The sequence below is a fragment of the Nonomuraea ceibae genome (genome assembly GCF_019396325.1).
Lineage (GTDB): Bacteria > Actinomycetota > Actinomycetes > Streptosporangiales > Streptosporangiaceae > Nonomuraea > Nonomuraea ceibae.
The window spans coordinates 20177-33877 of sequence record NZ_JAHKRO010000103.1 but is presented as its reverse complement, the minus strand read 5'-3'; the positions used below and the strand labels follow the sequence as shown (position 1 = coordinate 33877).

Genomic DNA, 13701 nt, shown 5'->3' with positions numbered 1-13701 from the left:
AGCCGGGGGCGGGGGAACGGGGGGCGGGGCGGGTGGGGGCATCAGGGTAGGTGGGCGGCGGCCACGCGGGCCGCGAGCTGCTGGAGGAGGGGGCCCGCGGCGGCCATGCAGCGGGCCGGGTCGGGCTCCAGGTCGGTGAGGGCGTAGGCGGCGGCGAAGCCGGCGGCCCGCAGGTCGTCGTCGGAGAGCGTGCGCCGGCCGCAGACGGCGACGACGGGGACGCCTGCGCGGGCGGCGGCCCGGGCGACGCCGGCGGGGGCCTTGCCGCGCAGCGTCTGCTCGTCCAGGGAACCCTCGCCGGTGATCACCAGGCGGGCGCCCTCGACCTGCTCGTTGAAGCCGAGCAGGTCGAGCAGGTAGTCGATGCCCGGCTGGATGTCGGCGCGCAGGAAGGCGAGCGCGGCGAACCCGACGCCGCCGGCGGCCCCGGCGCCCGGCGCTCCCGCGACGCCCATCGGGCGGGGGACGTCGTCGTGCTCGACGGCGCCGACGAGGCCGTGGATGCGGGTGGCGACGGCGGCCAGCCGGGACAGCGCGCTCTCCAGCAGGGCGACCTGGTCGGGCGTGGCGCCTTTCTGCGGCCCGTAGACGGCGGCGGCGCCGTGCGGGCCGAGCAGCGGGTTGTCGACGTCGCTCGCCACGACCACCTCGACGCCCGAGAGGTCGAGGAAGCCGGACATGTCGATCCGGTCGAGGTCGCGCAGGGCCGCGCCGCCCGGCGGCAGCTCGCGCCCCTCGGCGTCGAGCAGGCGCGCGCCGAGCGCCTGGACCATCCCGGCGCCGCCGTCGGTGCAGGCGCTGCCGCCGAGGCCGAGGACGACGCGGGTGGCGCCCTGCTTGACGGCGTCGGCGATCAGCTCGCCGGTGCCGTGGCTGGTGGCGGTGAGCGGCTCGGGGTCGCCGGGGAGGCGGCGCAGGCCGGACGCCTCGGCGAGCTCGATGACGGCGGTGTCGCCGCGCCTGGCGTAGGAGGCGTCGACGGGCTCGCCGGTGGGGCCGGTGACGCGGGCGGTCACCCGGGTGAAGCCGCCTGCCACGGCGGCCTCGACGGTGCCGTCGCCGCCGTCGGCGACGGGCAGCTGCACCGCCGGGACTCCGAGCCCGGACGACACGGCGGCGGCGACCTCCGCCGCCGTCAGCGAACCCTTGAACTTGTCCGGGGCGACAAGCACGTGCTCAACCACTGCGAACTCCCACACGAGACGGACACGGGCGGCCCCCCTGCCGGGGGCGGGCGGGCCGGCGGTCCCCATCATCACACCCCGCCCGCGGCCCCGTGCGCGTGCCCCGGCCCCCTGTGGAAAACCGGGGCGGGAGCCGGAGGGCAGAGGGCGGGCACCGGCGAGCATCTGCCGGGCGCCCACGGGCATCGGGCGGGCACCGGCCCGTCATCGGCGCTCCGCCGCGAGGCGCAGGAGGCGGCGGTGGGCGGCGACGCCCGCGCGGCCGGCCGCGTCGTGCGGGACGGTGCGCAGCTCGCCGCCGGCGACGACGGTGCGCCCGCCGACCAGGAGCCTGGCCAGCGGCGGCTGGGGGCCGAGGACGAGCGCGCACACCGGGTCGTCGACGGCGGCCGTGAAGGGGCCGTCGACCCGCCACAGCGCCACGTCGGCGAGCTTGCCGGGCTCCAGCGTGCCGAGGTCGGCCTGGCGGCCGAGGTTGCGCGCGCCGCCGAGCGTGGCGAGCTCCAGCGCCTGCCGGGCGGTGAGGGCGTCGGGCCCTGAGCGAGCGCGCTGGAAGAGCAGCGCCTGCCGCATCTCCCCCGCCATCGTGGTCAGCTCGGAGGAGGCGCTGCCGTCGACGCCGAGCCCGACGTTGGCGCCGCCCCGCAGCAGGTCGGCGACCCGGGCAACGCCCGCGCCGAGGCGGCCGTTGGACGAGGGGCAGTGGGCGACGCCGGTGCCGGTGGCGGCGAGCCTGCCGATGTCGCCGTCGCTGAGGTGCACCGCGTGCGCCACCCACACGTCGGGCCCGAGCCAGCCGAGCCGCTCCATGTACGCGACGGGCCGCACGCCGAACTGGGCCAGGCAGTGCTCCTCCTCGTCCAGCGTCTCGGCCAGGTGGGTGTGCAGCCGCACGCCCTTGTCCCTGGCCAGCCGGGCCGCCTCGGTCATCAGCTCGCCGCTGACGGAGAACGGCGAGCAGGGCGCCACGGCGATCCGCAGCATGGAGGAGGGCGACGGGTCGTGGTGGACGTCGACGGCGTCGGCGGTGGCGTCGAGGATGCGGTCGATCGGCTCGACGACGTCGTCGGGCGGCAGCCCGCCCGACGAGCGGCCGCGGTCCATGGAGCCGCGCGCCGGGTGGAAGCGCAGGCCGACGTCGCGGGCGGCGGCGATCTCGGCGGCGAGCAGGTCGCCGCGGCCGTGCGGGAAGAGGTAGTGGTGGTCGCTGGAGGTGGTGCAGCCGGACAGCGCCAGGTGGGCGAGCCCGGCGAGCGCGGCCCCGTGCACGACCTCGGCGTCCATGGCGGCCCACACGGGATAGAGCGTGACGAGCCAGTCGAACAGGGTGGCGTCCTGGGCGAGGCCCTGGGTGGCCCACTGGTAGAGGTGGTGGTGGGTGTTGACCAGGCCGGGCGTGGCCAGGCAGCCGGTGGCGTCGACGCGTTCGGCGTGCGGGAGGGTGGGCAGCCGGTCCATGGGGCCGAGCGCGGTGATCCGGTCGCCGTCGATCCGCAGGTAGCCGTGCGGGATCTCGGGTCCGGCGACGGGGGCGAGGTAGGCGTTCTCGATCAGCAGGGTCGTCACGCGGACGCCTTGCGCTCAGCAGCGAGCCGTACGGCGTCGAGGATCTTCTCGTAGCCGGTGCAGCGGCACAGGTTGCCGGCCAGGGCCTCGCGGATCTCGGCGTCGGAGGGCCGTTCGACGCGGGCGAGCAGGTCGTGCGCCTGGACGATCAGCCCGGGGGTGCAGAAGCCGCACTGCACGGCGCCGCACTCGACGAACGCCTCCTGGACGGGGTCGAGCCGGTCGCCGTCGGCGAGCCCTTCGACGGTGCGGACGCGGCGGCCCTCGGCCTGCCCGGCGGCGACCAGGCAGGCGCAGACGGGGACGCCGTCGAGGTAGACGGTGCAGGAGCCGCATTCGCCCTGCTCGCAGGCGTTCTTGGAGCCGGGCAGGCCCATCCGCTCGCGGAGCACGTACAGCAGGCTCTCGCCTTCCCAGACGTCCTCGACGGTTTCCTCGCGGCCGTTGACGGTGCAGGTCAGACGCATCAGGCGGCCCTCCTTCCCAGGTGGTCGCGCCACGCCCAGGCGAGCGTGCGGCGGGCCATCACGGCGACGGCGTGGCGGCGGTAGGCGGCGCTGCCGCGTACGTCGTCGATCGGCGAGGCCGCGGCGGCGCACAGCTCGCCGAAGCGGTCCAGCAGCGCGGGGGTGAGCGGCGCGGCCCAGTCGAGCTCCTTGGCCAGGAACTCCTCGGCTTCCAGGGCGCGGCGCGGGGTGGGCGCGGCGGAGCCGAGCCCGGTGCCGACGCGGCGCTCGCCGGGGTGCAGCGCGATCGCGAACGAGCAGACCGCGATCACCATGGCGTTGCGGGTGCCGACCTTGGAGAAGTACTGGGGGCCGGTCGCCGGGGCCAGGTGCACGGCCCTGATCAGCTCGTCGGGGCGCAGCGCGTGGCGTTTGACGCCGATGTAGAACGCGTCGGCGGGGATCATGCGGACGCCGCCGTCACGCGACTCGGCCTCGACCAGCGCGCCGGCGGCCAGCAGCGGCGGATGGCTGTCGCCGGCGGGCGAGGCGGCGCCCAGGTTGCCGCCGACGGAGCCGCGGTTGCGGATCTGCGGCGAGCCGACCGTCCGCGCCGCCTGGGCCAGCCCGGGCAGCTCGCCGCCGAGCCGGTCGATGATCACGCTGTACGGGACGGCGGCGCCGATGCGCAGGCGCCCGTCCTGGTTCGTCCAGGTGGCGAGCTCGGCGATCCGGGTGAGGTCGAGCAGCGCGGCGGGCCGGCGCACGCCGAAGTTGATCTCCACCATGACGTCGGTGCCGCCCTGGATCGGCACGGCGTCCGGCCGGTCGGCCTTGGCGGCCAGCGCTTCGGCCCACGTGGTGGGGCGCAAGAAGTCCATCGGTGCTACTCCCAGGCGAATCCGGCGTCGGGGGCGTCCTCGCGCAGCACCGTGCCCTCGATCAGGCCGTAGGGTCGGTCGGCGGCGTGGAACACCTCGTTGTCGTTGCCGAGCCCGAACGGGGTCAGGTCCACGGCGACGTGGTGCTTGTTGGGCATGACGAGCCTGATCTCGCACACCTGCGGGCAGGAGGCGAGCACCCGCTCCCCCATCGCGTACAGGGTCTGCTGGAGCGAGAGGCTGTGCGTCCCGGCGAAGGCCTCCAGCAGGTGGCGGCGTACGGTCGCGTGGTCGGCGCGCCCGCCGTGCTGGCGCCAGCGGGCGTCGACGGCGGTGGCCAGGACGCGGTCGGCGGCCGGGCGCAGCGTGGTGTACTCGTCGACGGCGAAGCCGCGGAACTCCGAGCCGGTCGAGTTGAGCACGACCAGGCCGCTCAGCCCCGACACCACGCTGGTGCGGCCGTCGCGGTCGTGGTGGACCAGGCAGGTGCGGCTCTCGCCGCCGGCGCGCACGAACGAGTGGTCGCCGAGCCGGTCCCAGGCGTACTCCTCGATCTCGATCCTGGCGTGGTGGATGGAGGGCCGGGCGTTCACGTAGTGGCGGGCGAGCAGTAGCGCGAAGTCCTCGATCTCGCCGACGCCGTGGCGGGCGGCGAAGGCGTAGACGGTGTTCTTCTGCGTGTCGGTCGGCAGCACGGCGGCGTTGTCGCCGGTCAGGTGGACGGCCGTCATGTCGCCGGACAGGGCGGTGCTGACGTTGAGGTCCTTGAGGTGGTGCACGCCGCCGTCCTTGGTGACGCGCACGAGCCGGGTCTCCGCCTTGCCGTACCGGTTGGGTCCCAGGACGATCGCCATCTAGCTCCCTCGGTAGGTGGAGTAGGCGTACGGGCTCAGCAGCAGCGGCACGTGGTGGTGCTCCGCGGGGTCGGTCACGGTGAAGGCGACGACGACCTCCGGGTAGAAGGGGCCGCCGGTGTCGAACACCACGCGGTTCGTGCCGTTGCCGGGCTGCCAGCCGGTGATCCTGCCGTCGGCGTCGGTGCGGCCCTCGGCGAGGGTGCGGCCGTCGTGCTCCAGCCGTACGCGCATCCCGGCGGCGGGGCGGCCGGTGGCCGCGTCGAGCACGTGCGTCGAGAAGCTCATCGGCCGGCCTCCAGGAGCTTGCCGGCCCGCAGGCGGGTGATCGCGGCCAGTTCGGCGCGCACGGTCCGGCGTTCGGTCTCGTCGTCGTCGCGCAGCCGCGCGCGGAGCCTGGCCAGCATCTGGGCGCCGGTCAGGCCGGTGGCGCAGATCAGGTAGACGTGGCCGAAGCGGCGCTCGTAGGCGCGGTTGGCCTCGGCGAGGTCGGCGCGCAGGGCGTCCTCGACGCCGGACTGCTCCTGCCGCGACCAGGCGCCGCCGGTCCGCTCGCCGATCCTCGGGTGGGCGGCCAGCGCCTCCAGCACGTCGTCCCAGGCGAGCTCGCGGGCGGCCAGGGCGGCGGCGTCGGCCAGGGCGTCCGGCGACGGGTAGGGGCGGCCGGCGGCGACCCGGCCGGCGAACGCGCGGGAGGCGCAGCAGGCCAGCAGGTCGCGCTCCGCCTCCTCGGGAGGCAGGGCATTGAAGCGGGCCAGCGCGTCGTCGGGCATGACTCGAGTACACACATGGCGGTGGTGCCCGGTCCATCCCCGGGAACTCCCAACCGGGGCGGCGGTTGGCCAAGACTTTTGTGTCATGCTCCAAGGCCGCATCCGGACGGGTCCTGGCCTGGCCATACACTGAGTGCCATCATGACCCCTACCTCTCTGATCGGCGGGCACGTCTCCGTCACGGGCGGCCTGGCCAAGGGCGGGCTCGCCTACATGGCCGACATCGGTGCCGAAATGATCCAGGTGTTCGTCACCAACCCGCGAGGGTGGGCGCTGGCCGTGGGCCGTCCCGACCAGGACGCGCTGCTGGCCGAGTCCGGCGTCGACACCTTCGTCCACGTGCCGTATCTGGCGAACTTCGGCTCACCCAGCGCGGAGACGCTGGCCAACTCGGTGGCGATCGTCCGTCACACGCTGCGCCGGGGCGTCGACATCGGCGCCAAGGGGGTCGTGGTGCACACCGGCTCGGCGGTGACGCAGCCGCGCGACGACGCGATGCGGCAGCTGCGCGAGCATCTGCTGCCGCTGCTCGACGAGATCCCCGACGGCGGTCCCGACCTGCTGCTGGAGCCGATGGCCGGGCAGGGGGCGATGCTGTGCGCGACCGTGCAGGACCTGGAGCCCTATCTGGCGGCGCTCGACTGGCATCCTCGGGCCGGGGTGTGCTTCGACACCTGTCACGCCTTCGCGGCGGGTCACGACCTGGCGGCCGAGGGCGGGGTGCGGGAGACGTTCGACCTCCTGCACAAGCTCGCGCCGGGGCGGCTGAAGCTCATCCACGCCAACGACTCCAAGGACGCGTGCGGGTCGAAGAAGGACCGCCACGAGAACATCGGGGCCGGGCTGATCGGCGCCGCGGCGTTCGGCGAGATGATGCGCCACCCGGCGGTGGCCGGGGTGCCGGTCTGCATCGAGACGCCCGGCAAGGCCGACAAGCACCGCGAGGACATCGAGACGCTCAAGCGGCTGCGTGACGGCTGACGGGGCGCGCACGGCCGCCCCCCGCTCACGCCCTTGACCTGTCGTGACAGGGGTGCCCGCCGGCACCGTCCGGCCGCCCCCGTGTGGCCGGATCGGGGCCACGGCGGGCACCCCCTCACGTGGTCGGCCGGCGGGCCCTACCCCCCGGTAAAGGGCCCGGCAGCCGCGGTGACCCAGGTGGTCACCAGGGAGTCCGGCGCATCCGCTGGGAGCCTTGCGGCTCGCCTCCCGATGCTCCGGAGTGGCTTCCGATGCCGAAACACTACGGTCGCGATCTTGCCGGGGAAACCCCGTTGGCCCATAGCTCGGTAAGCGGTGCGTAGTCATCGATGTACGGAGCGTGTCCGATCGACGAGCGGTCACCCTGGCGCGACGAGCGGTCGGCAGGCAGGCCCTCCGGACTGTCACCGGATCGCCGTCACGGCCCGGCCCGACCGGTGTGACCTGGGAAATCTCCCCGGCATGACAAGGGGCGCGAGCACGGGGCAGGATGCCCGCGCGCCCGCGTTCACGCCTGCCCGCCCGCGCACGCCGCGCATGGCGATCACGCCCCCCTCGCAGGGGGGCGCAGGCGGGCGGCACCGTCAGGTGACGGCGCCGCGATGCTGGCGGACGAGCTGCTCGCGCACCTGGCGGGTGTGGCGGCGGCTGACCTGGAGCGTCTCGGAGCCGACGGTGAGCATCACGCGCCCGCCCTCGAAACGCAGCTCGCTGACGTGCCGGGCCGACACCAGCGTGCTGCGGTGCACGCGGATGAAGCCGGCCTCGGCCCAGCGGCGCTCGAGCGCCGCCAGCGACATGCGCACCAGGTAGCTGCCGTCGACCGTGTGCAGGCGCACGTAGTCGCCCTTGGCCTCGGCGAAGCGCACCGCCTGCTGCGGCACGAACCGGGTGCGCCCGCCCAGCTCGACGGGGATGACGTCGTCCTGCCCCGGCTCGGCGGGCGGGCCGGGCGCGGAGGCGACCTCCAGCCGGCGCACCGCCTCCGACAGCCGCTCGGCCCGCACCGGCTTGAGCAGGTAGTCGACGGCCTCCAGCTCGAACGCCTGGACGGCGCACTCGTCATGGGCGGTGACGAAGACGAGCTTGGGCGGGCTGGGGAACCCGCCGACCAGCCGGGCCAGGTCGAGCCCGTCGAGGCCGGGCATGCGGATGTCGAGGAACACCGCGTCGAGCCGCTCGCCGCCGCCGATCATCGCCACCATGTCCTGCAGCGCCGCGACACCGTCGCAGGCGGTGCGCACGTGCTCGATCCGGCTGTCCTGACGCAGCAGGTAGGCCAGCTCCTCCAGCGCGGGGACCTCGTCGTCAACGGCCAGAACACGTAGCATGCCCTCTAAGCTGCCGTAAGAAAGCCTTGCTCACAACCCCCTCGGCCACGTTCCGTAAAGAATCGATTACAGTTCGGGCCCGATCAGGGCGCGCCAAGTTGCGCCTTGGGCACGCGCAGCCGCACCTTCGTGCCCGTGCCGGGCGCGGTCTCGACCACGAGGCCGTAGTCGTCGCCGTAGATCTGGCGCATCCGCAGGTCGACGTTGGCCAGGCCGATCCCGGCGCCCTCGCGGCCCGGGTCGTCGTCGAGGACCTTCCTGACCCGGTCCGGATCCATGCCCACGCCATCGTCCTCGACCGTGATGTGCGCCTCCGGGCCCGCGTCGCGGGCCACGACGCGCACCTCGCCGGTGCCGCCGCGCCCCCGCATGCCGTGCTTGATGGCGTTCTCCACCAGCGGCTGCAGGCACAGGAACGGCACGGGGACGGGCAGCACCTCGGGCATCACCTGGAGGCTGAAGCGCAGCTTGTCGCCGAACCTGGCACGTTCCAGAAGCAGGTAGCGGTCGACGCAGGTGAGCTCGTCGGCCAGCGTGGTGAAGTCGTCGGCCCGGCGCAGCGCGTAGCGGGCGAAGTCGGCGAAGTCCAGCAGCAGCTCGCGGGCCCGCCCCGGATCGGTGCGGACGAACGACGCGATCGTGGTGAGCGCGTTGTAGACGAAGTGCGGGGAGATCTGCGCCCGCAGCGCCCGCATCTCGGCCTCCAGCGCGCGCCGCCGTGAGGAGTCGAGCTCGGCCAGCTCCAGCTGGCCCGACACCCACCGGCCCACCTCGGTGACCGTGCGGACCAGGGCGGCGCTCAGCTCCTCGTCGTACGCGGCCAGCGCCCCGATGATCTTGCCGTCGGCGGTCAGCGGCACCACGACCGCCCCGTACGGCTCCCCGGGGAAGACCTGCGCGCGGCCGGCGGCCAGCGTGGTGCGCGCGTAGCTGAGCACCTCGTCGGTGCACGGGCCGTCCCAGGCGAGCGCGGCGTCGGTCGAGGTGATCGCGACGGAGTGGGTGCCGAGCAGGGCGCGCAGATGGCGCACGGCCTTGCGGGCGGAGTCGCGGTGCAGCCCGGTCCGCAGCGCGGGGGCGGCCAGCGCGGCCGTGTGCAGCGTGGTGAAGGTCGCCTCGGCCCCGGAGCGGCCCTCTTCCCTGGCACGGCGTCGGGCCAGCGTGTAGCCCAGGACGAAGGCGAGGAGGGGCAGCACCACGCACGCGGTGGTCAGCATGCGCAAACCGTAACCAACATCGTCGCGCATGGGGGCGGAAACCCTACGGCGGGCCCTCGCCGGGTTCTTCCTGGTAGGAGTAGCGCTGCTCGCGCCACGGGTCGGCGACGTTGTGGTAGCCGCGCTCCTCCCAGAAGCCGCGCCGGTCCTCCAGGAGGTATTCGACGGCGCGCACCCATTTGACGCTCTTCCACGCGTACAGGTGGGGCACGACCATGCGCACCGGGGCGCCGTGCTCGGCGGTGAGCGGGGCGTCGTCGAGGTCGGTGGCGAACAGCGTGCCGGGGGCGGTGAAGTCGGACCACCTGAGGTTGGCGCTGTAGCCGTACTCGGCCCAGATCATGACGTGGCGCACGCCGGGGTCGGGCGGCGCGGCGGCCATGAGGTCGGCCGGGGTGACCCCGCGCCAGCGCTGGCCGGGCACGGAGAACTTGGTGACGCAGTGGAAGTCGGCCACGACGTCGGTGCGCGGCAGCCGGTCGAAGTCGTCCCAGCCGAAGCGGTGCTCCTCCCCCGACGCGGTGGCGCCGGACACGCGCAGGTCCCACGTGGCGGGCTTGAACGGGGGGACCCTGCCGTAGTGGATCACGGGTAGGCCGCGGGGCACGTACTGGCCCGGTGGCAGGCGCGGCTCCTCCACGATCACTCTCCTCACGGGACTCGCGGTCCCGACCATCCTGCCACCGGCCGCGCGTCGGTTCGTCAGCGGGTCGAGTGCGCTACCATTGGCGCACTATGCGCACCGCGTTCGTGTTTTTTTATGGCGACGGACCCACAGGTCGGACCGTTCGCCACCTGACGCTGCGCTAGCAGACAGGCGAGCAGAAAGGCCCCGGGTCCACCAGGACCCGGGGCCTTTCGCGTTTTCCGGAGGAGTACAGCATGGTGATCGTGATGGGCCAGGAAGCCACGGGCGACGACGTCGCCTCGATCGTCGCCGTCGTGCGGGCGGCCGGGGTGGAGGCGTTCGTGAGCAAGGGCGTGACGCGGACGATCGTCGGCCTGGTGGGCGACGTGACGCAGCTCGACGCGGGCAGCCTGCGCGGGATGGCGGGGGTGCGCGACGTGATGCGCGTCTCGACCCCGTACAAGCTGGTGAGCAGGGAGAACCACCCCGAGCGGTCGACGGTGCGGGTGGGCGGGGTGCCGATCGGGCCGGGCACGGTGACGCTGATCGCCGGGCCGTGCGCGGTGGAGACGCCGGAGCAGACGCTGCAGGCGGCGCGGATGGCTCAGGCGGCGGGCGCGACGCTGCTGCGCGGCGGCGCGTTCAAGCCGCGCACGTCCCCGTACGCGTTCCAGGGGCTGGGCGAGAAGGGGCTGCGCATCCTGGCGGACGTGCGCGAGGAGACCGGCCTGCCGATCGTGACCGAGGTCGTCGACGCGCGGGACGTGGAGCTGGTCGCCTCCTACGCCGACATGCTGCAGGTCGGCACCCGCAACGCGCAGAACTTCGCGCTGCTGCAGGCGGTGGGCGCGGCGGGACGGCCGGTGATGCTCAAGCGCGGCATGAACGCCACGATCGAGGAGTGGCTGATGGCGGCCGAGTACGTCGCGCAGCGCGGCAACCTGGACGTGGTGCTGTGCGAGCGGGGCATCAGGACGTTCGAGACCGCCACCCGCAACACGCTCGACGTCTCGGCGGTGCCGGTGGCGCAGCGGCTGTCGCACCTGCCGGTGATCGTGGACCCGTCGCACTCGGGCGGCCGGCGTGACCTGGTGATGCCGCTGACCAGGGCGGCGCTGGCGGTGGGCGCCGACGGCGTGATCATCGACGTGCACCCGCACCCCGAGCAGGCGCTGTGCGACGGGCCGCAGGCGCTCGTCGACGCCGACCTGGGCGAGCTGGCCCAGGTCATGCGGGACCTGCCGCCGCTGCTGGGCAAGACGGCGGCGGCCCCGGCGACGGTCTGACCCGGTTAGAGGGTGTATTCCTGGATCGAGTCGGCGAGCTGGACGGCGAGTTCCTCGGCGTCCAGCCGCTTCTCGATCTGCTTGAGGTCCTCGATCTTGGCCCGGGTCTCGGCCCGCTTGGGGGCGAGCAGGCTGCAGCAGTCCTCGTCGGGCAGCTCGGAGATCTCCAGCGTGCCGATGCGGCGGGCCTCGGCCATGATCTCGGTCTTGTCCCAGCCGACGAGCGGGCGCAGGATCGGCAGCTCGACGGCGTGGTCCTGGGCGGTGATGTTGGCCAGCGTCTGGGAGGAGACCTGGCCGAGCGCGTCGCCGGTGACGAGGGCGGCGGCGCGGATGCGGTGGGCGACCTCCTCGGCGGTCTTGAGCATGAGCCGCCGCTGGGCGATCACCGCGAGCCGGTCCTGGCCGGAGTTGCGGATCGACTGCTGGGCCTTGCCGAACGGCACCACCCACAGCCGTGACTTGCCCTGGAACCGGTCGAGCTTCCTGACCAGCGCGTAGGCCTTGTAGATCGACTCGGAGGTGGTGAACGGGATGCCGGAGAAGTGCAGGAAGTCGACGTGCAGGCCGCGCCGCATCATGCGGTAGGCGGCGACCGGCGAGTCGATGCCGCCCGACATGAGCACCAGCGCCCGGCCGCTGCTGCCGACGGGCAGGCCGCCCTGGCCGGGCAGGCCGCCGGTGAAGACGAACACCTCGTCGCGGTCGACCTCGATGAACAGGGTCAGCTCGGGGTTGCGCAGGTCGACGGGCAGGCCGTAGGCGTCGTTGATGGCGCCGCCGACGAGCCGGTCGAGCTCGTTGGAGCGCAGCGGGAAGCGCTTGTCGCGGCGGCGGGAGCGGACCGCGAAGGCGGGCTTGCGAGCGATCTCCTCGCGCTCGCCGACGAGCTCGAGACCGGCCTTGAGCACCGCGTCGGGGTCCTTGGCGACGCGCCAGGCCGGGTGGATCCACACCAGGCCGGGCACGTCGGCGACCCGCTCGGCGACGGTCATGGCCTGCTCGGCCGACGAGCCGTCGGGCAGGAAGATCGCGATGACGCCGTGGCGGCGGCGCACGTCGAGCTTGAGCCCGAGCTCCTGGAGCGCGTCGCGGATGTTGCTGATCAGGCGGCGTTCGAACAGCTCGCGGTTCTTGCCCTTGAGGACGATCTCGCCCAGCTTGAGCAGAACGCATGGCTCGCCCAGGGCGGACATCGTCATGGTGGAACCTCCGGGGAAGACAGGGAATGCGCGCGCTCGTACCAACGCGGCGACCCACCGAGTTTAGTCCGTGACCGGCCACCGAGGGATCCATGAGCACATCTCACATTTCCGACTTGTCAAGTTGACAGATAGTCGAGATATCCATGCGAAAGGGACAGTGCTCCTGGCACAATCCGGAGACCCCTAATGCAAGGAATCTCACTACATGTCCGCTGTTGACCATTTCACCCACGGTCCGCTCACGCCGGTCCTCGCCTACGTGATGTCGTGCATGGGATCGATGCTCGGACTGCGGCTCACCGCCCAGGCCCACGCGTCGCGAGGTGCCTCGCGGATGCGCTGGCTGATCGGCGCGGCCATCTCCATCGGCGGCACCGGGATCTGGGTCATGCACTTCATCGCCATGATGGGCTTCGAGGTGGAGGGCACCCAGATCCGCTACGACGTGCCGCTCACCGTCGCCTCGGCCCTGGTCGCGATCATCGTCGTCGGCACCGGCCTCTTCCTCGTCTCCTACGGCGGGGGCCGCGTCCCCGCGCTGCTAGGCGGCGGCCTGCTCACCGGGCTCGGCGTGGCGAGCATGCACTACCTCGGCATGTACGCGATGAACATGTCCGCGCACGTCTCCTACGACCGCACCCTCGTGATCGCCTCGGTGGTCATCGCCGTGGTCGCGGCCACGACCGCCCTGTGGTTCACGCTGCGGGTCAAGCGGACCGTGTGGATCACCGCCGCGGCGCTCGTCATGGGCCTGGCCGTGGCGGGCATGCACTACACCGGCATGTTCGCGATGATCGTCCAACTCCACCCGCAGCCCGCGGCCGTCTCCGGGGCCGACGCGCTCGACTTCCTGGTGCCGCTGATGACCGTGATCAGCCTCATCACGCTGACCATGCTGCTCATGGTCATCCTGGCGCCGTCGGAGCAGGAGCTGAACGAGGACGCCGAGCTCCTGGCCCGCCTGGAGCTGCGCCGCAAGGCCGCGCAGGAGCAGCAGCAGCTCAGCTACCCCGCCGCCGCTCCCGGGCCGCAGCCGGTCTACCCCGCGCCGGTGCCCCACCAGCAGGCCGCGCCGCGCAGCCGCCGGAGATAGTCGCCTCTGCGGCGGTGTGCCCCCGTACTCCCTGCGTCGGTTTATGGGGGCACACCGCTGACCGCCGCCTCGGTGCTGCCGGCCGTCGCCCTGTCGCCCTCGGAGCGGGAGCTGCGCAGCGAGCGGGAGTTTCTCGACCGGCTGCGGGGCGGCGACGAGGGCGCGCCGGAGGTGGATCTCTTCGGCACGCCCCGCGGTTGAACTATGCGTAGGTACGGCTTGCGACGCGTGGTGGGCCGCCGACTCTCCGCGGCGC

15 protein-coding genes are annotated in these 13701 nt (G+C 73.4%); 4 read left to right on the top strand and 11 right to left on the bottom strand.

Annotated features, from left to right (window positions below; translation table 11 throughout):
* Positions 1 to 41: 41 nt before the first annotated feature.
* The 7 genes from KME80_RS39320 to uraD all read right to left on the bottom strand — a co-directional run bounded on the left by KME80_RS39320 (position 42) and on the right by uraD (position 5704).
* Complete coding sequence (locus KME80_RS39320) at positions 42 to 1184, bottom strand: glycerate kinase (protein ID WP_308126113.1); 1143 nt, start codon at positions 1182 to 1184, stop codon at positions 42 to 44.
* 204 nt (positions 1185 to 1388) lie between these two features.
* Entirely contained in the window at positions 1389 to 2750 is a 1362-nt protein-coding gene (locus KME80_RS39315; RefSeq protein WP_219514258.1) for an 8-oxoguanine deaminase, read from the bottom strand.
* The gene (locus KME80_RS39310; protein ID WP_219514257.1) at positions 2747 to 3217 is read right to left on the bottom strand and encodes a (2Fe-2S)-binding protein; all 471 of its coding nucleotides are present in this window, start codon (positions 3215 to 3217) and stop codon (positions 2747 to 2749) included. Before KME80_RS39310 ends, KME80_RS39315 begins: the two co-directional genes overlap by 4 nt.
* Positions 3217 to 4077 carry an FAD binding domain-containing protein gene (locus KME80_RS39305; protein ID WP_219514254.1) on the bottom strand — a complete coding sequence of 287 codons (861 nt, stop codon included), beginning with the start codon at positions 4075 to 4077 and terminating at the stop codon, positions 3217 to 3219. The genes KME80_RS39310 and KME80_RS39305 overlap by 1 nt, the downstream gene beginning before the upstream one ends.
* 5 nt (positions 4078 to 4082) lie before the next feature.
* Positions 4083 to 4931 (bottom strand): factor-independent urate hydroxylase, encoded by an 849-nt coding sequence (gene pucL, locus KME80_RS39300; RefSeq protein WP_219514252.1) that lies wholly within the window; start codon positions 4929 to 4931, stop codon positions 4083 to 4085.
* On the bottom strand, positions 4932 to 5219 hold the full coding sequence (gene uraH, locus KME80_RS39295) for a hydroxyisourate hydrolase (protein ID WP_219514250.1): 288 nt from the start codon (positions 5217 to 5219) through the stop codon (positions 4932 to 4934).
* The gene (gene uraD / locus KME80_RS39290) at positions 5216 to 5704 is read right to left on the bottom strand and encodes a 2-oxo-4-hydroxy-4-carboxy-5-ureidoimidazoline decarboxylase (RefSeq protein ID WP_219514229.1); all 489 of its coding nucleotides are present in this window, start codon (positions 5702 to 5704) and stop codon (positions 5216 to 5218) included. Before uraD ends, uraH begins: the two co-directional genes overlap by 4 nt.
* 141 nt (positions 5705 to 5845) lie before the next feature.
* On the opposite strand from uraD, the gene KME80_RS39285 reads away from it, so the two are divergent.
* On the top strand, positions 5846 to 6685 hold the full coding sequence (locus tag KME80_RS39285; protein ID WP_219514227.1) for a deoxyribonuclease IV: 840 nt from the start codon (positions 5846 to 5848) through the stop codon (positions 6683 to 6685).
* Positions 6686 to 7269: 584 nt separating this feature from the next.
* Here KME80_RS39285 and KME80_RS39280 read toward each other — a convergent pair.
* From KME80_RS39280 to KME80_RS39270, 3 genes are all read right to left on the bottom strand, one after another.
* A complete protein-coding gene (locus tag KME80_RS39280) occupies positions 7270 to 8016 on the bottom strand; it encodes a LytR/AlgR family response regulator transcription factor (protein WP_219514225.1) in 747 nt (248 codons plus the stop codon).
* 83 nt (positions 8017 to 8099) lie between these two features.
* Entirely contained in the window at positions 8100 to 9233 is a 1134-nt protein-coding gene (locus KME80_RS39275) for a histidine kinase (RefSeq protein ID WP_246646487.1), read from the bottom strand.
* Positions 9234 to 9276: 43 nt separating this feature from the next.
* Complete coding sequence (locus KME80_RS39270) at positions 9277 to 9873, bottom strand: molybdopterin-dependent oxidoreductase (protein ID WP_308126112.1); 597 nt, start codon at positions 9871 to 9873, stop codon at positions 9277 to 9279.
* 242 nt (positions 9874 to 10115) lie between these two features.
* Between KME80_RS39270 and aroF the strand changes: the two genes are divergently transcribed.
* Positions 10116 to 11147: a 3-deoxy-7-phosphoheptulonate synthase gene (aroF, locus tag KME80_RS39265; RefSeq protein ID WP_219514213.1), complete on the top strand. Its 1032-nt coding sequence runs from the start codon at positions 10116 to 10118 to the stop codon at positions 11145 to 11147.
* 5 nt (positions 11148 to 11152) lie between these two features.
* Here the strand turns inward: aroF and thiI are convergent, their stop codons facing one another.
* The gene (thiI, locus tag KME80_RS39260) at positions 11153 to 12349 is read right to left on the bottom strand and encodes a tRNA uracil 4-sulfurtransferase ThiI (RefSeq protein WP_219514211.1); all 1197 of its coding nucleotides are present in this window, start codon (positions 12347 to 12349) and stop codon (positions 11153 to 11155) included.
* Positions 12350 to 12557: 208 nt separating this feature from the next.
* Between thiI and KME80_RS39255 the strand changes: the two genes are divergently transcribed.
* Positions 12558 to 13445 carry an MHYT domain-containing protein gene (locus KME80_RS39255; protein ID WP_219514209.1) on the top strand — a complete coding sequence of 296 codons (888 nt, stop codon included), beginning with the start codon at positions 12558 to 12560 and terminating at the stop codon, positions 13443 to 13445.
* 72 nt (positions 13446 to 13517) lie between these two features.
* Positions 13518 to 13646, top strand: coding sequence for a hypothetical protein (locus KME80_RS52290; RefSeq protein WP_281427405.1), 129 nt, complete (start codon positions 13518 to 13520; stop codon positions 13644 to 13646).
* Positions 13647 to 13701 lie beyond the last annotated feature (55 nt).

What these genes read in the sequence shown, in the direction of transcription:
- uraD (WP_219514229.1), bottom strand. Translation starts at nt 5,704, where the DNA reads ATGCCCGACGACGCGCTGGCCCGCTTCAATGCCCTGCCTCCCGAGGAG.
- KME80_RS39280 (WP_219514225.1), bottom strand. Translation starts at nt 8,016, where the DNA reads ATGCTACGTGTTCTGGCCGTTGACGACGAGGTCCCCGCGCTGGAGGAG.
- KME80_RS39255 (WP_219514209.1), top strand. Translation starts at nt 12,558, where the DNA reads ATGTCCGCTGTTGACCATTTCACCCACGGTCCGCTCACGCCGGTCCTC.
- KME80_RS39305 (WP_219514254.1), bottom strand. Translation starts at nt 4,077, where the DNA reads ATGGACTTCTTGCGCCCCACCACGTGGGCCGAAGCGCTGGCCGCCAAG.
- KME80_RS39310 (WP_219514257.1), bottom strand. Translation starts at nt 3,217, where the DNA reads ATGCGTCTGACCTGCACCGTCAACGGCCGCGAGGAAACCGTCGAGGAC.
- uraH (WP_219514250.1), bottom strand. Translation starts at nt 5,219, where the DNA reads ATGAGCTTCTCGACGCACGTGCTCGACGCGGCCACCGGCCGCCCCGCC.
- aroF (WP_219514213.1), top strand. Translation starts at nt 10,116, where the DNA reads ATGGTGATCGTGATGGGCCAGGAAGCCACGGGCGACGACGTCGCCTCG.
- pucL (WP_219514252.1), bottom strand. Translation starts at nt 4,931, where the DNA reads ATGGCGATCGTCCTGGGACCCAACCGGTACGGCAAGGCGGAGACCCGG.
- thiI (WP_219514211.1), bottom strand. Translation starts at nt 12,349, where the DNA reads ATGACGATGTCCGCCCTGGGCGAGCCATGCGTTCTGCTCAAGCTGGGC.
- KME80_RS39285 (WP_219514227.1), top strand. Translation starts at nt 5,846, where the DNA reads ATGACCCCTACCTCTCTGATCGGCGGGCACGTCTCCGTCACGGGCGGC.
- KME80_RS39275 (WP_246646487.1), bottom strand. Translation starts at nt 9,233, where the DNA reads ATGCTGACCACCGCGTGCGTGGTGCTGCCCCTCCTCGCCTTCGTCCTG.